General features: G+C 68.6%; 20 protein-coding genes. 13 read left to right on the forward strand and 7 right to left on the reverse strand.

Annotated elements, in window-relative coordinates; translation table 11 throughout:
- Positions 1-4: 4 nt before the first annotated feature.
- The 6 genes from ASF51_RS11430 (at position 5) to ASF51_RS11455 (ending at position 7479) form a co-directional block, all read left to right on the forward strand.
- Positions 5-1456, forward strand: a complete 1452-nt coding sequence (locus ASF51_RS11430) for an NAD(P)/FAD-dependent oxidoreductase (RefSeq protein WP_055929483.1) — start codon at positions 5-7, stop codon at positions 1454-1456.
- A gap of 5 nt (positions 1457-1461) precedes the next feature.
- Positions 1462-1851: a Fe-S oxidoreductase gene (locus ASF51_RS11435; RefSeq protein ID WP_200920400.1), complete on the forward strand. Its 390-nt coding sequence runs from the start codon at positions 1462-1464 to the stop codon at positions 1849-1851.
- Complete coding sequence (locus ASF51_RS11440; protein ID WP_235497217.1) at positions 1848-2723, forward strand: SDR family NAD(P)-dependent oxidoreductase; 876 nt, start codon at positions 1848-1850, stop codon at positions 2721-2723. Before ASF51_RS11435 ends, ASF51_RS11440 begins: the two co-directional genes overlap by 4 nt.
- A 109-nt stretch (positions 2724-2832) precedes the next feature.
- Positions 2833-3636 (forward strand): HAD family hydrolase, encoded by an 804-nt coding sequence (locus tag ASF51_RS11445; RefSeq protein WP_369797310.1) that lies wholly within the window; start codon positions 2833-2835, stop codon positions 3634-3636.
- Positions 3633-6140 (forward strand): glycoside hydrolase family 65 protein, encoded by a 2508-nt coding sequence (locus tag ASF51_RS11450; RefSeq protein WP_055929487.1) that lies wholly within the window; start codon positions 3633-3635, stop codon positions 6138-6140. Before ASF51_RS11445 ends, ASF51_RS11450 begins: the two co-directional genes overlap by 4 nt.
- A gap of 46 nt (positions 6141-6186) precedes the next feature.
- A complete protein-coding gene (locus ASF51_RS11455; RefSeq protein WP_055929490.1) occupies positions 6187-7479 on the forward strand; it encodes a GNAT family N-acetyltransferase in 1293 nt (430 codons plus the stop codon).
- Here ASF51_RS11455 and ASF51_RS11460 read toward each other — a convergent pair.
- Positions 7476-7886, reverse strand: coding sequence for a siderophore-interacting protein (locus ASF51_RS11460; protein ID WP_162236946.1), 411 nt, complete (start codon positions 7884-7886; stop codon positions 7476-7478). The genes ASF51_RS11455 and ASF51_RS11460 overlap by 4 nt on opposite strands.
- A 40-nt stretch (positions 7887-7926) precedes the next feature.
- The gene (locus ASF51_RS11465; RefSeq protein ID WP_055929496.1) at positions 7927-9390 is read right to left on the reverse strand and encodes an amidase; all 1464 of its coding nucleotides are present in this window, start codon (positions 9388-9390) and stop codon (positions 7927-7929) included.
- Positions 9391-9419: 29 nt separating this feature from the next.
- Here ASF51_RS11465 and ASF51_RS11470 point away from each other — a divergent pair, with 29 nt between their 5' ends.
- On the forward strand, positions 9420-9944 hold the full coding sequence (locus ASF51_RS11470) for a DinB family protein (protein WP_082479752.1): 525 nt from the start codon (positions 9420-9422) through the stop codon (positions 9942-9944).
- Between the two features lie 21 nt (positions 9945-9965).
- On the opposite strand, the gene ASF51_RS11475 is transcribed toward ASF51_RS11470, so the two are convergent.
- Genes ASF51_RS11475 through ASF51_RS11490 form a run of 4 tightly spaced genes read right to left on the reverse strand, consistent with a single transcriptional unit; the run spans position 9966 to position 12504 of the window.
- Positions 9966-10544 (reverse strand): GNAT family N-acetyltransferase, encoded by a 579-nt coding sequence (locus ASF51_RS11475; protein ID WP_055929499.1) that lies wholly within the window; start codon positions 10542-10544, stop codon positions 9966-9968.
- A 9-nt stretch (positions 10545-10553) separates the two neighbouring features.
- Positions 10554-11255 (reverse strand): uracil-DNA glycosylase, encoded by a 702-nt coding sequence (locus tag ASF51_RS11480; protein ID WP_055929502.1) that lies wholly within the window; start codon positions 11253-11255, stop codon positions 10554-10556.
- 5 nt (positions 11256-11260) lie between these two features.
- Positions 11261-12031: a peptidase S51 gene (locus ASF51_RS11485; RefSeq protein WP_235497218.1), complete on the reverse strand. Its 771-nt coding sequence runs from the start codon at positions 12029-12031 to the stop codon at positions 11261-11263.
- Positions 11986-12504, reverse strand: a complete 519-nt coding sequence (locus ASF51_RS11490; RefSeq protein WP_055929504.1) for a phosphoribosyltransferase — start codon at positions 12502-12504, stop codon at positions 11986-11988. The genes ASF51_RS11485 and ASF51_RS11490 overlap by 46 nt, the downstream gene beginning before the upstream one ends.
- A gap of 52 nt (positions 12505-12556) precedes the next feature.
- Between ASF51_RS11490 and ASF51_RS11495 the strand changes: the two genes are divergently transcribed.
- The gene (locus ASF51_RS11495; RefSeq protein WP_055929507.1) at positions 12557-14050 is read left to right on the forward strand and encodes an MFS transporter; all 1494 of its coding nucleotides are present in this window, start codon (positions 12557-12559) and stop codon (positions 14048-14050) included.
- Here ASF51_RS11495 and ASF51_RS11500 read toward each other — a convergent pair.
- Positions 14038-14826 carry an SDR family oxidoreductase gene (locus tag ASF51_RS11500; protein ID WP_055930795.1) on the reverse strand — a complete coding sequence of 263 codons (789 nt, stop codon included), beginning with the start codon at positions 14824-14826 and terminating at the stop codon, positions 14038-14040. The two genes, ASF51_RS11495 and ASF51_RS11500, sit on opposite strands and share 13 nt — an antisense overlap.
- A 114-nt stretch (positions 14827-14940) precedes the next feature.
- Between ASF51_RS11500 and ASF51_RS11505 the strand changes: the two genes are divergently transcribed.
- The 5 genes from ASF51_RS11505 (at position 14941) to ASF51_RS11525 (ending at position 21367) form a co-directional block, all read left to right on the forward strand.
- On the forward strand, positions 14941-16047 hold the full coding sequence (locus tag ASF51_RS11505) for an acyltransferase family protein (RefSeq protein WP_235497219.1): 1107 nt from the start codon (positions 14941-14943) through the stop codon (positions 16045-16047).
- A 52-nt stretch (positions 16048-16099) separates the two neighbouring features.
- Entirely contained in the window at positions 16100-17428 is a 1329-nt protein-coding gene (locus ASF51_RS11510; protein ID WP_055929512.1) for a bifunctional o-acetylhomoserine/o-acetylserine sulfhydrylase, read from the forward strand.
- Positions 17429-17511: 83 nt separating this feature from the next.
- Positions 17512-18717: a homoserine O-acetyltransferase gene (locus tag ASF51_RS11515; protein WP_055929515.1), complete on the forward strand. Its 1206-nt coding sequence runs from the start codon at positions 17512-17514 to the stop codon at positions 18715-18717.
- Positions 18718-18929: 212 nt separating this feature from the next.
- Positions 18930-20096, forward strand: a complete 1167-nt coding sequence (locus ASF51_RS11520) for a sensor histidine kinase (RefSeq protein WP_055929517.1) — start codon at positions 18930-18932, stop codon at positions 20094-20096.
- On the forward strand, positions 20093-21367 hold the full coding sequence (locus tag ASF51_RS11525) for a hypothetical protein (RefSeq protein ID WP_055929519.1): 1275 nt from the start codon (positions 20093-20095) through the stop codon (positions 21365-21367). The genes ASF51_RS11520 and ASF51_RS11525 overlap by 4 nt, the downstream gene beginning before the upstream one ends.
- The last annotated feature ends 16 nt before the right edge of the window (positions 21368-21383 follow it).

Here is a 21383-nt window from a genome sequence, read left to right on the forward strand (position 1 = left end):
CAACATGACAACGACCGAATACGACCTCATCGTCATCGGAGCAGGAGCCATCGGCGAGAACGTCGCCGACCGGGCCGTGCGAGGCGGCCTGCGAACGGCCCTCGTCGAGAGCGAACTCGTGGGGGGCGAATGCAGCTACTGGGCCTGCATGCCGTCGAAGGCCCTTCTTCGCAGCGGAACCGTGCTGCGCGCCGCCCGCGCGGTCGGTGGCGCCAAGCAGGCCGTGACCGGCGAGATCGACGTGGCCGCCGTGCTCGAGCGCCGCAACTCGTTCACGAGCGACTGGAAGGACGCCAGCCAGGCGGAGTGGGTCGAGGGCGCCGGCATCGACCTGATCCGCGGGTACGCCCGATTCGTCGGCCCGAAGGAGATCGAGGTGACCGGCACCGACGGGCAGACCACCCGGTACTCGGCGACGCACGCGATCACCGTGTCGACGGGGTCTGCTGCCCTGCTTCCCGACGTCCCCGGGCTGAAGGAGGCGCGCCCGTGGACGAGCCGTGAGGCGACGAGCGCACAGTCGATACCGCCTCGGCTCGCGATCATCGGCGGCGGCGTGGTCGCCGTCGAGATGGCTACGGCGTACGCCAGCCTCGGCTCCGTGGTGACACTCGTCTCGCGCGGCGGCATCCTCTCGACGATGGAGCCCTTCGCGGGCGAGCTCGTCGGTGCCTCCCTGAGAGACCTCGGGGTGTCGCTGCACCTCGACACCTCCCCGACAGGCGTCGAGAGGCTGGGCGGAGGCGACGTGGTCGTGCATCTCGACGACGGCTCGACCGTCGTCGCCGACGAACTGCTCGTCGCCACCGGTCGCACGCCGCGCACCGACGACCTCGGGCTCGAGACCATCGGGCTCACACCCGGCGACTGGCTCACGGTCGACGACACCCTGCGCGTCGTCGATGCCGATGGCGAGCCGTTCGACGGAGGCTGGCTCTACGCCACGGGAGACGTGAACCATCGGGCGTTGCTCACGCACCAGGGCAAGTACCAGGCGCGTGCCGCCGGAGACGTCATCGCCGCCCGCGCCGCCGGTCGCGAGGTCTTCGACCAGCCATGGGGCGCGCACGTCGCCACGGCCGATCACCAGGCCGTGCCCCAGGTCACGTTCAGCGACCCCGAGGTCGCGTCGGTCGGCCTGACGGCGGCCGCCGCAGAAAAGGCCGGCTACCGCACACGAGTCGTCGACTACGAGATCGGCAACGTCGCCGGCGCGAGCGTGCACGCCGACGGGTACAAGGGCACCGCACGCATGGTCGTCGACGAGGATCGCAAGGTCGTGCTCGGGGTCACCTTCGTGGGCCCCGACGTCGGCGAGCTGCTGCACGCGGCCACGATCGCCGTGACGGGCCAGGTTCCTCTCGATCGGCTCTGGCACGCGGTTCCCGCGTACCCCACCATCAACGAGGTCTGGCTGCGCCTGCTCGAGACCTACGGTCGGCCCGTCGGCGCGTGAAGCCGATCACCATTCCCGATACGGCGCTCACGAGAGCGGCGAAGTCGGTGCTGCTCGCTCCCCCGCTGGCCCGCGCCGGCTATCTGTACGCCACGACGGTCGCTCTGGTCTGGGGGTTCGCGCTGAGCACCGGCAAGGTTCGCCGGGTCGACGGCCTCTTCGTCTTCCGCGGTCTGCCCACGTGGGCGTTCTCCCGCGGCGGTTCGTGCGTGGGCGGCGTCTACCTCACCGACGACAACGCCAAACCTGCCGTGCTCGAGCACGAGGCCGTTCACCGCGAGCAATGGAAGAAGTACGGCATGGTCTTCCCCGTGCTCTACATGCTCGCCGGCCGCAACGCCCTGACGAACCGCTTCGAGATCGAGGCCGGACTCGAGAAGGGCAACTACCGGTGACCGACCCCGGTCGCTCCCTGGCCGGCACGACCGTCGTCATCACCGGTGCCAGCTCGGGAATCGGCCGATCCGCCGCCCTCGAGCTCGGCAGGCGTGGCGCCCGGGTGGCGGTCGTCGGGCGCGATCCGGGCCGCACGCACGACGTCGCCGCCTCCATCGACGACGCGGAGGCGTTCGTCGCCGACTTCGCGTCTCTCTCGGAGGTGCGCCGCCTGGCAGACGAGCTGCTCGGCCGCTACGGCCGCATCGACGCGCTCGCCAACAACGCCGGCGGCCTGTTCTCTCGTCGAACCGTCACGGTCGACGGTCACGAGTCGACGTTCCAGGTGAATCACCTCGCGCCCTTCCTGCTGACCGAACTTCTGCTGCCGAGGCTGCGGCAGACCGCCTCCGCGGGGCATCCGGTCACGGTCGTCTCGACCGGCAGCGTGGCCAACCGCTGGGGACGACTCAGACTCGACGACCTCGACAGCCGCAGGTGGCCCTGGCTCGGCGGATGGCAGGCCTACGGGTCGGCCAAGACCGCGGTGCTGCTCACGACCAGGGAGCTGGCCCGCAGAACGCGTGACAGCCCGATCACGGCCTACGCGTTCCATCCCGGGTACGTCGCGACCTCGTTCGGTGCATCGTCATGGATGCTCCGGGTCGGCAACGCGCTCGGCAACGGCGGACTCGGCGTCACCCCGCAGGCCGGTGCCGTGCCGCTGGTCGAACTCGTGTCGAATGCCGGATCGGCTGCGCCCAGCGGCACCTACTTCGATGGGCTGCGTCCAGACGGAAGAGCGAGCCGGGCGGCCCGGGACGACGCGCTCGCAGCCCGCCTCTGGGAGGTCTCGGAATCCCTCGTCCGTCCGTGGCTCTCCACACCCTGACACACGATTGCGGAAACGTTTCCATGCAGCCGCTACGATTGCGGAAATACATCGCTCCGCCCCACGACTTTCCCCACCCGATCCCCCCTCGGTACCCACAAGGACTCCTGTGACTTCTGCCCCGATTCCGGTGCTTTCTCCGTCCGACGCCCGCGAGCGACTGCTGTCGCTCAAGGCCGTGCTCTTCGACCTCGACGGTGTGCTCACCCCCACCGCCGACGTGCACATGTCGGCGTGGGCGCGACTCTTCTCGCCGTATCTCGCCTCGAAGGGCATCGCCGAGCCCTACACCGACGCCGACTACTTCGCCTACATCGACGGCAAGCCGCGCTACGACGGCGTGCGATCGTTCCTCGCGTCGCGATCGATCTCGTTGCCAGAGGGCACGCCCGACGACTCGCCGCAGCTCGAGACCGTCTGCGGGCTCGGAAACCGCAAGAACTCCGCCTTCACGGAGTCCCTCGAGGCAGACGGGGTCGCGCCGTACCCCGGCTCGCTCCGCTTCCTCGACGCCGTGGTCGACGCAGGGCTCCTCGTAGCCGTCGTGTCGAGTTCGCGCAACGCCGATCCTGTGCTGCGCGCAGCCGGCATCCGAGACCGCTTCGACGTGGTCGTCGACGGCCTCGTCGCAGCCGAGAAGGGTCTGGCGGGCAAGCCCTCCCCCGAGACCTACGCCTATGGCGCGCACCTGCTCGGGCTTCGGCCCGAGCAGTGCGTCGTGGTCGAGGACGCGCACTCGGGTGTGCAGGCCGGGCGCGATGGTAAATTCGGTCTCGTCCTCGGGGTCGACCGCGGCGCCGGCGTTGCAGAACTCCTCGAAAGCGGAGCCGACATCGTCGTCGACGACCTCGACGTGCTGCTTCCCCTCACCTCCCGCTCATCCTCGACTCCGACCCTTGGGGAACCCGCATGAACCTCATCTCTCGTGATCCGCTCGATCGCAACCGCTTCCCGCTCGACGAGTGGGCTCTCGTCGAGAACGACTTCAGCTCGAAGGACATGGGCCGAACCGAGACCCTCTTCGCGATCGGCAACGGCTACCTCGGCATGCGCGGCAACGTCGACGAGGGGCGCGACGGCCACGAGCACGGCACCTACATCAACGGTTTCCACGAGACCTGGCCCATCAGACACGCCGAGGAGGCATTCGGCTTCGCCCGCGTCGGCCAGACCATCGTCAACGCGCCCGACGCGAAGATCATCCGGCTCTACGTAGACGACGAGCCGCTGGTGCTCACCGAGGCCGACCTGCCGATGTACGAGCGCAGGCTCGACTTCGCAGACGGTGTCCTCCGCCGCTCTCTCGAATGGCGCACGCCGTCGGGCAAGCGGGTGCTCATCGACTCGCGCAGGATGGTGTCGTTCACCGATCGTCACCTCGCCTTCATGGACTACGAGGTCACGCTGCTCGACGCCGACGCGTCGGTCGTGATCTCGAGCCAGATCCTCAACCGTCAAGACGGCATCGACGAATACCACGCCCCTGCCGCGTCCTCGAAGGACTTCGACCCGCGCAAGGCCGAGGCGTTCACCGATCGCGTGCTGCAGCCGCGCTACAAGCGCGCCCTCGACGGCCGATACGTGCTGGGTTACCGGTGCACCAACTCGGGCATGACCATCGCCTGCGGCGCAGACCACACGATCGAGACCGAGAACGAGTTCGAGGAGTCGTCGCAGATCGGTGACGATCTCGCCAAGCACGTCTACCGCATCCGTGCCAAGCGGGGCCAGCGCATCCGCATCACCAAGACCGTGAGCTATCACACGTCGTCAGGGGTGCCCACCCGCGAGCTCGCGGACCGCTGCGATCGCACGCTCGACCGGGCGCACGACGAGGGCATGGACTCGTTCGTCGAGCGCCAGCGCGAGTGGCTCTCCGCGTTCTGGGCCCGCACCGACGTCGTGCTCCCCGGCCAGCCCGTGCTGCAGCAGGCCACCCGCTGGAACCTCTTCCAGCTCGCCCAGGCATCCATGCGTGCCGACGGCCAAGGAGTGTCGGCCAAGGGCGTCAGCGGCTCTGGCTACGGCGGACACTACTTCTGGGACACCGAGGTCTACGTTCTCCCGTTCCTCACTTACACCTCGCCCATCGCCGCCCGCAACGCGCTGCGTTTCCGACACGCCATGCTCGATCACGCGCGCATGCGAGCCACAGAGCTCAACCAGCTGGGCGCCCTCTTCCCGTGGCGCACGATCAACGGCCTCGAATCGTCGGCCTACTACGCGGCCGGCACGGCGCAGTACCACATCGACGCCGACATCTCGCATGCCCTCACCCAGTACGTCTCCGCTACGGGCGACGAGGACTTCCTGGCACGAGAGGCCATCGACATCCTGGTCGAGACCGCGCGCATGTGGGCCGACCTGGGATTCTGGCGCGCCAACGGGGGCGACATCTTCCACATCCACGGAGTCACCGGGCCCGACGAGTACACCACCGTGGTCAACGACAACCTCTACACCAACGTCATGGCGAGGTCGAACCTGCGTTCGGCCGCGTCCGCGGTCACCCGCATCCGCGAGGAGAACCCTCAGGCCTACGACCGCATGGTCGCCCGGGTCTCGTTCGACGAGGCCGAGATCGACGAGTGGTCGCGCGCAGCAGAGGCGATGCACATCCCCTTCGACGACAACCTGCGCATCCACCCGCAAGACGCCCAGTTCCTCGAGAAGGAGCGCTGGGATCTCTCGCACACGCCTCCAGAGAAGCGCCCCCTTCTGCTGCACTTCCACCCCCTGGTGATCTACCGCTTCCAGGTGCTGAAGCAGGCCGACGTGGTGCTGGCCCTGCTGCTGCAGGGAGACCAGTTCACGGCCGCCGAGAAGCGGGCCGACTTCGACTACTACGACCCGATCACCACCGGCGACTCGACGCTCTCCGCCGTCGTTCAGTCGATCATCGCGGCAGAGGTCGGATACTCGAGCCTGGCTCTGAAGTACTTCACATCGGGCCTGTTCGTCGACCTCGCCGACCTGCACAACAACACGGCAGACGGCGTGCACGTCGCGTCGACCGGCGGCGTGTGGAGTGCCCTGGTCTACGGATTCGGCGGTTTCCGCGACCACGGTGGACGCATCACGATCGATCCCCGCCTGCCCGAGGAGTGGGAGGGGCTCAGCTACCGCATCACCCTGCGCGACACGCGGATCCGGGTCGACCTCCGCCAGGGCGACATCGAGCTCACGGTCGAGGAGGGCGACAGGGCCACCGTCTTCGTGCGCGGCGAGAACGTCACCGTGCAGGCCGGCGAGCCCGTGCTCATCGGACTCGACCACCACGGGCCGCGGCTGCCCGGCGCGCCCCGCGCGGCCGACGTCGAGGGCAACCTGCGCGCAGACGGCAGCGTCATCACCTCGTCGCTTCCGACCATCTCGCTCGACACGTCGGAGGCGGGCCTTCTCGAACCGATCGACTGAGAACACGTCGACTGAGAACCCGAGCGCCGTCCGCTAGCGTTGACGGGTGAGCACCTCGACACAGTCCCTCCAATTCCGCACGTTCCCCGCCGCCCTCGACGGCGATGCACCGGATGCGGCGACCGCCGGCTGGCTCGAAGCCGACATGCTCGGCTTCCTTGCGCGACGCCCGACGAGCGCGCACGCCGCAGCCATGGCGTCGTATCTCGTCGAGGACGGTCAGTCGCTCACGGGCGTCTACGACACCGCCTCCCCCGCCCATTCGCTTCACCGGGACATCCCCGTCGCCACATTCGCCTCCTTCGAGAAGTCGCTGACGGTCAGTCCCGGGGTGCAGCTTCCCGCCCACCTCATCTCGTCGGTGACCGTTCGGGCCACGCACCGGCGCCGCGGCATCCTGCGCCGAATGATGACAGACGACCTGAACCGTGCCGCCCAGGCGGGCTACGCCGTCGCCGCGCTCACCGCGAGTGAGGCGTCGATCTACCGACGCTTCGGATTCGGCACGGCGACATGGGTCCACGACATCGCCGTGCAGACAGACTCCCGCTTCGAGCTGACGACGACGCCGGCCGGCCACTGCGCGGTCGTCGATCCCCGTGACATCCCCGCCCTCGCTCCGGCCGTGTTCGCCGCGTTCCACGCCGGGCAGCCGGGTTCCATCGACAGGCACGCCCAGTACGGCGACCGCATCTCGGGCAGGGTCACCGAGGAGGGCGACGAGGACCGGGCCAGGCGGGCGGCCGTTCACTACGACGAGAACGGAGCCGTCGACGGCTTCGTGACGTACCGCTTCGGCGGCTGGGAGTCGAAGCCGCACACGATCGAGGTCACCGACCTCGTGGCCGCGGTGCCGTCCGCCTCCCTCGCACTCTGGCAGTACCTGGCGTCGATCGACCTGAGCAGTCGGGTCACGTATTCGGGCGGCTCCCCCGACGACGCTCTGCGCTGGGCGCTCGTCGACCCCCGCGTGCTGAGCGTCACCGACATCGAAGACCGCATCTGGCTGCGCATCCTCGACCCCGTCGCCGCCTTCGCCGCGCGGGGCTACACCGACTCGGGCAGCGTTTCGTTCCGAGTCGTCGACGAGCTCGGATTCGCCTCGGGCTCGTTCAGACTGACGACGGGAGCAGGCTCGGGCACGCTCGAGCGCATCGACGACGAGCACGTCGACCTCGAGATGAACGCCTGGGTTCTCGGCGCCCTCTATCTGGGAGGCGCGGACGCCAGGGTCGCCGCGGGGGCCGGCGCGCTCCGGGAATTCACACCCTCCGCCGCCACGACTCTTCAGCGCCTGCTCGCACCGGCCGCGCCGGTCTACGCCAACACGTATTTTTAGCGGGCGAGCGTCTCGCGGCTCGAGCCGAGTCGTTCGGCGAGCTCTGAGCGAAGGGTGTCGATACGAGCCGCCTCACCGCCGAGCCACACGCAGAGGTCGGCTCCGTCGATGAGCACGTCGCCCGTGGTCATCTCGCTGACCCAGGCGCGTACGGCCTGGTCGAGCACCTCGCCGGGGGCCGCACTGCGCACGTCGCGCGCCAACCAACTGACAGTGATGCGCTCCGGCGTCTCGAGCGGAGTGATGTCTTCAGCCGAGGCCACCTCGACGAAGATCTGGCCGCGAGCCGTGTCGGGCAGCGTCTCGATGAGGCCGCGGATCACGGGAATGATCGACGAATCGCCGGCCAGCAGTACGCGCCCGGCGGTCGTGGGCATGGCTCCCGCCTCGGTCATCAGGACTCTCATCGAATTTAGTATAGGCATACCTAACCTCCGATGAGAACGGTCATGTCCAGATCGGCGGATGCCGCCGCTCCCACCGGAGTCTTCGCTCCAACTGGCGGCCGATCGAGAGCAGCGTTCCCTCGCCTCCCGGACGACCGATGAGCTGCATGCCGATGGGCAGGCCGCTCTCGCTCATGGCCACCGGCAGGGTGATCGCGGGTAGGCCGGAGGCGTTCACGAACGACGTGAACGGCGAATACTCCACCTGCTGCGAGAAATTGCGTTCTGCATCGACGGCGTCGTACCAGCCGATGGGCCGCGGAAGCTGGGCGAGGGTCGGCGTGAGGACCGCGTCGAACCCGGCGAATCCGGCGATGACGGCCCGTTCCACCCGATACAGCTCGGCAAGGGCGCCGGCGAGCTGAACGGCGGTGAGTCGGCGGCCGCGTCGACGCAGCCAGGAGGTCAGGGGCTCCAGCCCGCCATCGGCATCCTGCTCGCCCTCGTCGCCCGCACCGTTGTCGCCCGCGCCGAGCCGGATCTGCGCCGCCCCCGCCTGCCAGACGGCGGTGAAGGCGGAGCCGTACCCGGGCATCGGCTCGAGGCTCGCGTCGTCGATTCCGTGACCGAGGTCGGAGAGAAGCCCGACCGTGTCGTTCCATGCGGCCGTGATCTCGGGGTCGATGACGATGTCGTGCGACGCCGACCAGGGCGAGTCGGTGCACACGCCGATCTGGAACCGTCCCTCACCCCGGATCGCGAAGCCGAGGAAGTCGCCGTCGTCCTGGGCCGGTGCCCGCAGGGCGTAGTGGTCGTCGACGACGGAACCCCGGCGACCGATCATGCCGTCGAGCAGAAACGCGGCATCCCCGACGCTGCGCGCGATCGGCCCCGCCACAGGCAGGCCTCCCAGCGCGTCGATTCCCGAGAGGCCGGGCACCCGGCCGCGCGAGGGCTTGAGACCGACGAGACCGCAAGCCGCTGCGGGGATACGGATCGACCCGCCGCCATCCGAACCCGGCGCGAACGGCAGCAGGCCCGCGGCCACCGCCGCTGCGGCTCCCCCGCTCGATCCGCCCGGTGAGAGCTCGATGTTCCAGGGGTTGCGCGCCGGTGGAGCGATGGCCGTCTCGGTGTGGCTCGTCATGCCGAACTCTGGCGTCGCCGTCTTGCCGAGGCTGATTCCGCCGGCCTCGTCGAGCACGCGGGGAATCTCGTCGGTCGTTTCGGACACGTATTCGGCGAACGCGCGCGAGCCGAACGTGGTGCGCACCCCCTGTCGCCGCCACAGGTCCTTGTCCGCGAACGGAAGTCCCCACAGCCTCGTCGACCGGGGAACGGCGTCTTCGACCTGCTGGGCCCGCTGCAGGGCGAGCTCGGGGGTCACCGTGAAGAACGCCCCGAGCTGCGCGTTGCCCGAGGAGATTCGATCGAGGTAGTGCCGGGTCAGCTCCACGACCCCGAGCTCGCGACGCTGCAGGAGCCGGTACTGGTCGAGGGCGGAGAGCTCGTGCGGCGACGTCATGATTCGAGCCTAGTTCTAGGCTGGGTGTCGTGACCTCGACAAGCACCGGCATCCTTCCCCCCGACGACAGGCCGGAGCCGCCCGGCGACGGCGACGAGCGCGCGACGATCGACGGGTTCCTCGAACTCCAGCGCGCGACGGTGGTCTACAAGGCCACGGGGCTCAGCGACTCGGATGCCGCGCGTCGGCTTCTCCCCTCGCTCACCACGGTGTCGGGCCTCATCCGGCACCTGGCCGACGTCGAGCGGTCGTGGTTTCGCGAGGTCATGGACGGCGAACAGGGCATCGCCTACCGCTGGAGCGAGGAGGACCCCGACGGGGAGTTCCGAGTCACGGAGGCGGACTCTCTCGACGCGATCCTCGCCGACTACCTCGACGCGGTCGCGGAGTCACGGGCGGTTCAGCAGCGGTACGCCTTCGACGATCTGTGCCACGGGCGCGAGAACCGGTTCACTCTCCGCTGGATCACGGTGCATCTCATCGAGGAGACCGCACGCCACATCGGTCACATCGACATCCTGCGCGAGATGCTCGACGGGGCGACGGGCGAATAGGACGCGCCCGCCGGTGGATCGCTACTTGAGCGACTTCTGCAGCATGACCGTTCCCAGCCAGCGATTGAACTTGAAACCGACCCTGCCGAGTCGTCCGACCTCCTTGAAGCCGAAGCCCTCGTGCATTTTCAGCGACGCCTCCGCACCCTGGTCGGCGATGACGGCCAGAACCTCCTTGATGCCCGCCGCCTTGGCGCGGGTCAGCAGTTCGCCCATCAGCGCCTTGCCGAGTCCCTTACCCGTCGCGGCCGGACCGAGATAGATGGAGTTCTCGACGGTGCGGCGGTAGGCGGCCTTCTCCTTCCACGGCGCCACATAGGCGAAGCCGAGCACGTTGCCGCTGGGCGACACCGCGACGAGGAACGGGAACCCGAGCTTCGAGACCCATGCGAACTTCGAGCGCCACGCCTTCAGCGACATCGGATCCTCGTCGAAGGTGACGGTGCTGTTCGCGACGTAGTGGTTGTAGATCTCGCGGATGTCGGGCAGGTCGCGAGTGGTCGCGTCGCGGATCGAGAATTCGAACTTCGGTGGCGGCGGCGACTTCGGGCGCAACTCGGGCGGCAGTCTGCGCCTCGGCTGGTACTCCTCTTCAAGCATTGTGCAAGCCTATTGCGGCAGGGGCTCGAGCGAGAAGTCGACGCCCGGAGCGCCCTGTGCCTCCAGCAGGGCGTTCGCACGGCTGAACGGGCGCGATCCGAAGAATCCCCGGTTCGCCGACAACGGGCTCGGATGCGCGGACTCGATGGTGGGCGTCGTTCCGAGCAGCGGCTTGACGGCGGCCGCGTCCCGGCCCCACAGGATGGACACCAGCGGCGCATCCCTGGCGGCCAGGGTGCGCACCGCGAGATCGGTCACGCGCTCCCAGCCCACGCGGCGGTGGGAGCCCGCATCTCCGGGCCTGACCGTGAGAACACGGTTGAGGAGCATCACACCGGAGCGGGACCAGCTCGACAGGTCGCCATGCTCCGGCGTCGGAACGCCGAGATCGTCGCGCAGCTCGCGATAGATGTTCTGCAGGCTGCGCGGGAGGGGGCGCACGTGAGACTCGGTCGCGAACGAGAGTCCGATCGGATGCCCCGGTGTCGGATACGGGTCCTGGCCCACGATGAGAACCCGCACGTCGGCGAGGGGCAGCTGGAAGGCCCGCAGGATGCGAGAAGCGTCGGGCTGGAAGCCCCTGCCCGCCGCGCTCTCCTCGGAGAGGAATCGCTCGATGTGCTCGAGGGTGCCCGACTCGGCCGCCAGGGCCTCGGCCCACGCGGGGTCGATCCGCTGCGACTCCGAGATCAGATCGATCGTGTCGGACACGAGGGTCAGCCGACGCCGATCGTGGAGACCCGCACCGTGCCGGAGTCGCGCGCGACCGTCCAGACGCTGCCGGAGCCGACCACACGCAGGCCCCCGTCGCCCACGATCAGTGCCGTGTGCTCGTCGATGGCGAGTCCGCCGTCGACCACCGACGCCTCGGTCGCCGCGATGAGGCGCGCGACCGTGCCCCACTGGGCGGCGTGCACGTCGATCGTCGTGTCGATGAGACCGATGCCCTCGGCGATCGTGACCTGCTCGATCTCCTGCGACGCCTCGACCGGGCAGACCTGCACTTCGCCGATCTTCCAGCCGCCGATGAGAGCGCCGTCGCTGACCACGGCCGCGCCTGCCGACATGCCGAAGTAGGGAACGCCGGATTCGACGATCGCCCGGATCGTCGCGAACGATCCCTTCAGGCTCTCGCGATAGGCGGGAACGAGCCCGCCCCAGACGACCAGGCCGTCGAGGTCGTCGAGGAGCGCATCGTCGATCGGTGCGCCCTCGGGGGCCAGCACGGCGATCGGATCGATCTTGCCCAGGGTGCCGAACACGGTCGAGAGCTCGACGAACTTCTCCGGGCCGTCGCCGTCGCGCACCAGCACGATGGCGAGCCTCGGACCGTCGAGACGGCCTGCGGCGGTCGCCCGCTCGGTGGCCTCGTCGAGAAACGGACGGAACACGGCGCCGTCGTCGTCGAAGGGCCAGCCGCCTCCGGCCAGATGGATCGACATCAGACGCTGACCGGCGGGTGCGCCGACCAGGGGAAGACGATCCACCGGTCGGTCTTGCGCCAGAAGAAGTCGGGTTCGATCACGGAACGGGGCTTCGAGTAGAGGGTCGCCGTCTTCACGATGACTCCGACGTTCTCGAGCAGCCCGACCACGAGGGCGAGCGTGCGACCCGAATCGGCCACGTCGTCGACCAGCAGGATGTTCTTGCCGATGAGGGCGGTGTTGTCGAGCATCGGAGGCAGAAGGATGGGTTCGGGCAGGGTCGTCTCGATGTCGGAGTAGAACTCGACGTTCAGGCTGCCACAGCTCTTCGTTCCGAGTGCATAGGCGAGGGCGCCGGCCGGCAGCAGTCCGCCGCGCGCGATGGCGATGACGAAGTCAGGAACGAAACCGCTCCCGAGCACGTCACGGGCCAGGTCGCGCGAGGCGTCTCCGAATTCGAGCCACCCCAGCACTTCGCGTTCGGGTTCGGCCGCGGGGGCCTCGTCGGCAGTTGTCGTCTCGTCACTTCGAACCATGCGTCAACGGTACCGGTTTTCCCGGATGCCTTGACGCGGGTAGCATCCGGTCATGACGACGGAACCCGCGGGCAGACGCTTCATCACGGCGAGCCTCATCGGCTACCTGTTCCTCGTCGAGATCACGAGCGGAATCCTGCAGGGCTACTACATCCCCCTCATCCCCGACCTCGTGCGTCACCTCGGAATCGTGGATGCCGACTTCAACTGGTTCGAGGCCGCCCAGCTGCTGGTGGCCGCCCTCGTCGTTCCCGTCATCGCCAAGCTCGGCGACATGTGGGGCCACAAACGGATGCTCCTGGTCACGACGGTCCTGACCGCGGCGGCGAGCTGGTGGCTCGTCTTCGCCGACGACTTCGTCTCCTTCCTCCTCGCCTGGGCGCTGCAGGGCTTCTATGTCGTCTGGCTCCCGCTCGAGGTGGCCCTCATCTTCGACCGCGGACGCCGCACGGGCCGGGCCGCATCGCAGACCCGTCGCGCGGCGGGTCTCCTTGTCGTCGCCCTCGAGGCCGGAGCGATCCTGGGTGCGCTGGCCGGCGGACGGGTGTTCGCCGCATTCGGCGACAGCGTCTCCCCCACGCTCATGATTCCCGCCATCGCCGTCACGCTCGTCTTCTTCGTGGTGCTCGTCGGCGTTCCGGAGTCGACCCCTCTGCCCGGTCGATCCCTCGACATCGTCGGCTTCTCGATCCTCGCCCTGGGACTCCTGCTGATCACCTCGGGCCTCACCTTCCTGCGGATCAACGGCCCCGGCACGTGGTGGGTCTGGGCGCTCGTCGCTGTCGGCGCGCTGGTCTTCGTGCCCTTCGTGCGCTACGAACGGCGGCAGCCCGACCCCGCGATCGACATGCGGGTGCTGGCGCAGCCCGCCATGTGGCCCGTGCAGCTCACGGCCGCGCTCATCGGAATCAGCCTGCTCGGCGCCCAGGCCCCGCTCAGCACCTTCGCGGGCACCGACCCCGTCAACGGCTACGGCCTCGGACTCGCAGCGAGCGACATCTCCAACCTCATCGGCGCCTATCTCGTGGCGATGATCGTCGGTGCGATCCTCTTCCCGCTCGTGTCGTCGTGGGCGACTCCGCGGGTCGCCCTCCTCGGCGGGGCCTTCCTCGTCGCCATCGGCTACCTTCTGTTCCTGCCGTTCCACGACTCGGCCGTGCAGGTGGTCACCAACATGGTCGTGGCGGGCCTCGGCTCGGGCGCGCTCGTCGGTGCGCTGCCCGCTGCGGCCGCGGCTGCCGCGCCGCGCGGACAGACCGGCATCGCGGCGGCGCTGACGAACACCACGAAGACGATCGGCGGCTCGTTCGCCTCGGCGGTCTTCGGCGTCGTCCTGTTCGCCGGGGCGTCGACAGTCACGGCGACCGCGTCGAGCCTGTTCGGCTACATGCTGGTGTGGACGATCTGCGGCGCCGGTGCGCTCGTGGCCGCGGTGCTGCTCTTCTTCGTTCCCCGCCTCGCCTTCGCCGACCCCGTGGCACCCGACGACGCCGTTCCCGGCGGCGGCGCAGCCGAATCAGGCCTGCCGTCCGATCAGGCCCGGTGATCCTGCGGCCGTGCCTGCAGTGCTCCGCGATGAACCTTGTACGCGGCGGACTGCGCCACCGGCTTGATCACGACGAGATCCAGCGAGATGTGCGGAGGCTGCTCGACCATCGAGACGATCACGCGGGCCACGTCGTCGGCAACCAGCGGGTCGGGAACGTTCGCGTACACGCTCTCGGCCCGCTCCTTGTCGCCACCGAAGCGATTCAACGAGAACTCCTCGGTGTAGACCATGCCGGGCGCGATCTCGAGCACCCGGATCGGTTCTCCGCTCACCTCGAGCCTCAACACCTCGAGCATGGCGTGGGTGCCGAACTTGGCCGCGTTGTATCCCCCGCCGCCTTCGTAGGCCGTGTGACCCGCGATCGAGGAGACGGTCACGATGTCGGCGACGCCCCCGTCGGCGGTCGATTCGCGCAGCAGCGGAAGCAGCGCGGAGATGACCCTCTTGACGGCCAGCACGTTGACCTCGAACATCCACGCCCAGTCATCGGCATCGCCGTTCTCGATGGAGTCGAGCCCGCGAGCTCCGCCGGCGTTGTTGACGAGGGTGCCGACGCCGCCCGTCTCCGCGAGATACGCGGCGAGCGCGTCGACGTCGCTCTGCACGGTCAGATCGGCCACGAAGAATCGAGCACCCGTGCGGGCCGCGAGCGCCTCGAGTCGATCCCGGCGTCGGGCGACGCCCACGACATCCCACCCGCCGGCACGCAACGCGGTGACCGTGGCCTCTCCGATGCCCGAGCTTGCACCCGTGACCACTGCGCGACGAATCATTCCCTGCATCTCCCAACCCCGGTAAGCACTGGATGTCAACGCTAGTCCTTCCCAGACCACGGCCCTGACCGCAAGCGTCTTGGAGCGAATCCGCCCGAAGCTAGGCTGGGCGCCGTGACTTCTCTGCCTGTGCCCCACCACCCGGGCAGGGATGCCCCCGCCACCGGCTCGAAGGTGCGTCTGCCGCTCTGGGACAACGCCCGGTACCTGGCCATCACCCTCGTGGTGATCGGCCATGCCATCCTTCGTCTCATCTCCGCCTCCGACACGTCGTACAGCGTGTACCTCGTCATCTACGCGTTCCACGTTCCCGTGTTCGTGCTCGTGAGCGGGTACTTCGCGAAGTCGAGCCCTCCCGGAGTCAAGCAGCTCAAGCGCCTCGTCACCGACCTGGTTCTGCCCTATCTCATCTTCGAGACCATCTGGACGCTGGTGCGCTGGGCCGTCGTCGGCACTCTGAACCTCGACCTGGCCCAGCCGTCGTGGACGCTGTGGTTCATCCTGTCGTTGATCGCATGGCGCGTGGCGCTGCCGTACCTGGCGCAGCTGCGCTACCCGCTCCTGATCAGCGTCGTCATCTCGGTGTGGGCGGGATACTTCGGCGCGATCACCTCGGAGTTCGCCATCTCGCGCACGCTGGGCCTGCTTCCCTTCTTCGTTCTGGGCTGGCGCCTGCGCAACAGCGACCTGACCCGTCGGTGGCTGTCGTGGTCGCCGGCAACCGTCGCCGTGTGGCGTGCCGGTGCCGTACTGGTGTTCGCTGCGGTCGCCCTGGTCGTCTTCACCGGCATCGACTTCTGGCGGCAGATCGGCATTCGACGGTTCCTCCTGTTCGACGAGTCCTACGACGCGATGGGGTACGACGCGTGGTGGGCCGGCGCGGTGAGGCTCGCGGTCATCGTCGTGGCCGTCATCCTGTCTTTCGCCTTTCTCGTTCTGGTGCCGCGACGTCGCACGATCTTCACCGACCTGGGCCAGGCGACGCTGTACATCTATCTGCTGCACACCTTCGTGCTCTATCCGTTCCGTGAGTCGGGCATTCTCGAGGGAGACACCCCCTTCTGGTACCTGCCGGCCATGATCCTGTTCGCGATCGTCGTCACCTTCCTCCTCGCCTCCCGGCCGGTGCAGAAGATCTTCCGTCCCCTGGTCGAGCCCAAGCCGCGGTGGCTGTTACGCCGTGTGTCCCCCTCCGTTGACGCGAAGGAGCCCGGTTCCTAGGCTCGCCCCAGGAGCGATCAGCTCTCGCATTCGCCCCAAGGAGGCAGGACTCATGAGCGACAACGACGCCGGCTGGAAATTCGAGACCAAGCAGATCCACTCGGGCGCGGCACCCGACCCGGTGACCAACGCCCGCGCGACACCGATCTACCAGACGACCTCGTACGTCTTCAACAACTCCGACCACGCGAAGAACCTCTTCGCCCTGGCCGAGTTCGGCAACATCTACACGCGCATCCAGAACCCCACGCAGAACGTCGTGGAGGAACGTGTCGCCGCCCTCGAGGGAGGAACGGCCGCGCTGCTCGTGGCATCCGGTCAGGCGGCGGAGACGTTCGCCGTGCTGAACATCGCGGAGGCGGGCGATCACATCGTGTCGAGCGCCTCGATCTACGGCGGCACCTACAACCTCTTCAAGTACACGCTCGCGAAGCTCGGGATCGAGACGACGTTCGTCGAGAACCAGGACGACGCCGACGAGTGGCGTCGTGCCGTGCGCCCCAACACGAAGCTCTTCTTCGCCGAGACCATCGGCAACCCGAAGATCAACATCCTCGACATCCGCCTGGTGGCCGATGTCGCGCATGAGGCCGGGGTGCCGCTGATCGTCGACAACACCATCGCGACGCCCTATCTGATCCGCCCGTTCGAGCACGGCGCAGACGTCATCGTGCACTCCGCCACGAAGTTCCTCGGCGGCCACGGCACGGTCATCGGCGGCGTCATCGTCGACGGAGGAAAATTCGCCTGGAGCGAGCACCCCGACCGCTTCCCGGGCCTCACCTCCCCCGACCCCTCGTACCACGGGGTCAACTACTCCGAGGCGCTCGGCAACGGCATCGCCTACATCATCAAGGCGCGCGTGCAGCTGCTGCGCGACCTCGGATCGTCGATCGCGCCGGCCAGCGCGTGGCAGCTCATCCAGGGCATCGAGACGCTCAGCCTGCGCATCGAACGCCACGTGCAGAACGCGCAGGAGGTCGCCGAGTGGCTCGACGCCCACGACGACATCGCCACGGTCTACTACGCCGGCCTACCCTCGAGCCCCTGGTACGCGGCCGCCAACACCTACGCCCCCAAGGGCGTCGGCGCCGTGCTGTCGTTCGAGCTGAAGGGCGGGGTGGATGCCGGGCGCGCGCTGGTCGACAACCTCACGCTGTTCAGCCACCTGGCCAACATCGGCGACGTGCGCAGTCTCGTCATCCACCCCGCGTCGACGACGCACTCTCAGCTGACGCCCGAGCAGCAGCTCACGTCGGGCGTCACGCCCGGTCTCGTGCGCCTGTCGGTCGGTCTCGAGAACATCGACGACATCAAGGCCGACCTGCAGGCGGGCCTCACGGCCGCACGCGAGGTCGCACGCGCGAACGCCGCGGTCTAGTCCCCGCTCCGATCCAACCGGCTCTACCGGTCCGACGTAACATTCGGGCCGGTAGAGCCTTCTGCACGCGAGAATGAGCTGATATGGACTGGCAGACACCCGAAGACACCGTCCCGAGCGGCTTCATCACCGACGCGCAGATCCGCTCCATCGTGGGCAAGCCCCCCGCATCCGGTGCCTGGCGCGACGGCGACCCCGTCGGATGCCGTCGCTTCGCGTCGATCGGATCGTTCGACTTCGAGATCGGAACGACCCTCCCCGACGTCCGCATCGCGTACGAGACCCTCGGAACCCTGTCGCCCGCCAGGGACAACGCGATCCTGGTGCTGCACGCCCTGACCGGCGACAGCCACCTGGTGGGTACCGCGTCGCCGGGGCATCCCACCGACGGCTGGTGGAGCGGCATCGTCGGACCCGGCCTCGCGATCGACACCGACCGATGGTTCGTGGTGAGCCCCAACATGCTGGGCGGCTGCCAGGGAAGCACGGGTCCCGCGTCGCTCGGCCCCGATGGAACGGAGTGGGGCGCGTCGTTCCCGTACACGACCGTCGCAGACCAGGTTCGGGCGCAGGTCGCGTTCTCGGATGCGATCGGCATCGATCGGTGGGCGGCCGTCGTCGGCGGATCCATGGGAGGCATGCACGCCATCGAGTGGGGCGTCGCCCAGCCGCAGCGCATCGACCGGCTCGCCGTCATCGCGGCCCCGGCGCGGTCGAGCGCCGACCAGGTGGCGCTCAACTCCGTCCAGGTCGAGGCGATCCACATCGACCCCCGTTTCTCCGGCGGCCAGTACTACGACGCGGCCGACGGCGAAGGGCCGCATCGCGGCCTGGCCCTCGCCCGGCGCATGGCCCTCCTGAACTACCGGAGCCCGTCGGAGCTGAACGACAGATTCGGGCGCAGCTGGCAGTCGGGCATCAGCCCCCTCGGGCGCGACGGCAGGTTCGCCGTCGAGTCCTACCTCGACTTCCACGGCAACAAGTTCACCCGGCGCTTCGACGCGAACTCCTACGTCACCCTCGTGCAGGCCATGAACTCCCACGACGTCGGCCGGGGGCGCGGAGGCCTGTCGAGCGCACTCTCGAGGGTCACCATGCCCACCGTCGTGATCGGCATCGACAGCGACCGGCTGTTCCCGATCGAGGACCAGTTCGAGATCGCCCGCCAGGTGCCCGGCAACATCGACGGCACGGATGCTGTCGTGCTCTCTTCTCCGTTCGGGCACGACGGGTTCCTCATCGAGAGCGAGGCGGTCGGTCGACACCTCAGACGACTGCTGGATGCGTGACGCGCTCGTGCGATCGATAAGCATTGCGCAAAAAAGCCGGGAGCGTCGCCTTGCCAACGACACCCCCGGCGGTTCCCCCCAAGCAGTTCACTCAGGCTACGCTCACTGCATGTGCAATACCAGATGTGCAGGTCCCCCACTTCAGGGCACAGAACGGCTAGCATGTCGAGCGTGATCGACCGTCGGCTTCCCGTTCTCGACCTGCGTTTCCCGTGCCGCTGAGCGCGGGCGGGCAGCCTCGATTCCTGGCCCGCACAGCCCGGCTCATCGGGCTCTCCTTCCTCGCCGCCTCGCTCCTCGCCCTGCTGCTCGACGTTCCCGCCAACCTCGACGTGCTCGCCGTGACCGTGCCGCTCTACGTGGGGATGGCCGCCGCGTTCACGATCATCGGCAGAACCCGGTCCCTCGTCTGGTCCGCGTCCGTCCTGGTGCTGGGTGCGGCGACCATACTTCTTCTGGGCCTCGACGCCCTGGGCGGCGGCTCGGGATCGACCTCCAGTGCCGCCATCCTGCTCGGATCGGGTGCGCTTCCGGCACTTCTGGTCTGCAACATCGACAGCACCGTTCGCCTCGTCACCCTCTCCCTCGGCGGGGCGCTCGCCCTGGCGACGACCATCGTCGCGACAGCGGATACCGTCCCACCGCTTCAGAGCGTGTTCTCCCTCGTCGTCGGCTGGTCTGCTCTCGTGGGCGTCGCGATCTGGTTGTCGGTGAGCATCTCCCGTGCTCTCGACCGGATCGCACGGCTCGGACGCGCGCACCTGGCCGAGCGCCACGCGACCGAGACCGAGGCGCAACGTCGACAAGGAGCCCGGCTCCTGCACGACACCGTGCTCGCCACGCTCACGCTTCTGGCGCATTCCGGAGTCGGCGTCAGTCCTGACGCGCTGCGGGCCCAGGCATCCGAAGACGCACGCCTGCTGAGGCAGTTGCGACTCGGGGGTACTCCCATGCCGCAGTCCTCCGGCGCGTACACGCTGGAGGCGACGGAGACGAGCGACCTGGGGCACACCCTCGAGTCCGTGAAACAGCGCTTCGACCGTATGGGACTCACCGTGTCCTGGCACGGCGCGGGCCGGCTGCTGCTGCCCAGCGACGTGCTCGACGCGTTCCTGCTGTCGCTGGCCGAGTGCCTCGAGAATGTGCGGCGGCATTCCGGCGTCGCCGATGCGGAGGTCACCATCACGCAGGACGACACGACGGTGCGCGCCATGGTGACCGATACCGGCGTCGGCTTCGATCTCGATCAGGTCGATTCGGCGAGGCTCGGCCTGGCCGAGTCCGTCATCGCCCGCATCCGCGATGTCGGGGGACGCACGCGACTCTTCTCCGCCCCGGGATCGGGCACCACCGTCGTGCTGGAGGTGCCGAAGCTGTGAGTGACGCGACGGCGCCCGGCGCGCCCCTGCCCGGCGAGGATCCGACCGTTCTGAGCCGCCTCGTGCGGGCTCGCCAGATCGGTCCCCGTGCGGTCTCGGCCCTGAAGGACGACCTGGCCAAGGACTCCCGGCTCGGCTACGGCTACCTCGGCATCGGCGCCGTCGCGGTCGGATCGTTTCTGTTCCTGCGCGGACTCGCCGCGTTCGTCCTCGACGCCGTGTCCGAGTCTCCTGCGGGCTCCACACCCCTGCGCGTGGTCGCGTGGGCGCTGCTCACGATCGCTTTCGTCGGGTCGGCTCTGCTCGCTCGACGCCACCACGGGCGGCATCCGGCCCTTGTCTTCAGCGCGGCCACGGTTCTGCTCGCGCTCGCCCTGCTGATCGAGACGATCGCCGTCCTCGGCACCCCGCAGCCGATCCTCCACTCCTCGACGATCTACGGGGTCGGGGCCACCCTGCTCGCGCTGGTCGGATCCCGCCCGGCGCGAGAGCTCCTCCTGGCCGACGGCGCGTTCGCGGTGGTGATCGCGGCCATGCTGGCCTCGGGCATCGCATCCGGGTCATTCGAGTCCGGACCATCGGTGCAGAGGGCGGCGGCCGCGCTCCTGCCCCCGCTGATCGGAGCCGTCGTCGTGCGCGGATTCGGCACACTCGTGCAACTCGAGCTGGATCGCTCCGCGGTCGAGAGCACGCTGCTCGCACCACGATTCGCGTTCGGCATGCGCGCGTCCGACGAGCTCGCCCGTCTCGACCTCGACGCGGAGCGGATCCTCGACGGAGTCGCCAGCGGCAGCATCCACCTCCCCCTCGACCCGACGCTCGCGGCCGACGCGTCGTCGATCGCCACCGAACTCCGCCTGCTGCTCGTGGCTGGGCGGCACGACACATGGCTGCATCACGCGATCGAGGAGTCCGAGGTTCTGGGCCCCGTCGTGACCCTCACTGACCCCCAGGGACTGGCCGGATTCCTCGAGGCCAGCGAACGGGAGGGACTGCTCTCCGCGGTCTGGCTCCTCGTCGCCGAGTCCGTTCGAATGCAGCCCACCCTCCAGATCGTGATAGGTCCGCGGAACGTCGAGGCAGATGCGACCGCTGCCAGTAGGATTGGGTTCCCGGTTGCACTCACGGTCGACGGCGTCCCGCGGCGTCGCATCGATCCCGCCGTGTGGCCGGCGCTCGATCGCGTCGGTGATCATTCGGAGATGATCGCGGGGGGAAGCATGACGATCGTGACGACAGTTCGTACAGTGGCACAGCAGGCCGCCGGGTAGGCGGCCGGGAGGACAA

Origin of the sequence: Agreia sp. Leaf283 (genome assembly GCF_001422485.1) — a bacterium.
Taxonomy (GTDB): domain Bacteria; phylum Actinomycetota; class Actinomycetes; order Actinomycetales; family Microbacteriaceae; genus Agreia.

Coding starts and splice junctions, on each gene's coding strand:
- ASF51_RS11475 (WP_055929499.1), bottom strand. CDS start 10,544: ATGCTTGAAGAGGAGTACCAGCCGAGGCGCAGACTGCCGCCCGAGTTG.
- ASF51_RS11495 (WP_055929507.1), top strand. CDS start 12,557: ATGACGACGGAACCCGCGGGCAGACGCTTCATCACGGCGAGCCTCATC.
- ASF51_RS11430 (WP_055929483.1), top strand. CDS start 5: ATGACAACGACCGAATACGACCTCATCGTCATCGGAGCAGGAGCCATC.
- ASF51_RS11450 (WP_055929487.1), top strand. CDS start 3,633: ATGAACCTCATCTCTCGTGATCCGCTCGATCGCAACCGCTTCCCGCTC.
- ASF51_RS11460 (WP_162236946.1), bottom strand. CDS start 7,886: ATGAGAGTCCTGATGACCGAGGCGGGAGCCATGCCCACGACCGCCGGG.
- ASF51_RS11510 (WP_055929512.1), top strand. CDS start 16,100: ATGAGCGACAACGACGCCGGCTGGAAATTCGAGACCAAGCAGATCCAC.
- ASF51_RS11490 (WP_055929504.1), bottom strand. CDS start 12,504: ATGGTTCGAAGTGACGAGACGACAACTGCCGACGAGGCCCCCGCGGCC.
- ASF51_RS11515 (WP_055929515.1), top strand. CDS start 17,512: ATGGACTGGCAGACACCCGAAGACACCGTCCCGAGCGGCTTCATCACC.
- ASF51_RS11465 (WP_055929496.1), bottom strand. CDS start 9,390: ATGACGTCGCCGCACGAGCTCTCCGCCCTCGACCAGTACCGGCTCCTG.
- ASF51_RS11500 (WP_055930795.1), bottom strand. CDS start 14,826: ATGATTCGTCGCGCAGTGGTCACGGGTGCAAGCTCGGGCATCGGAGAG.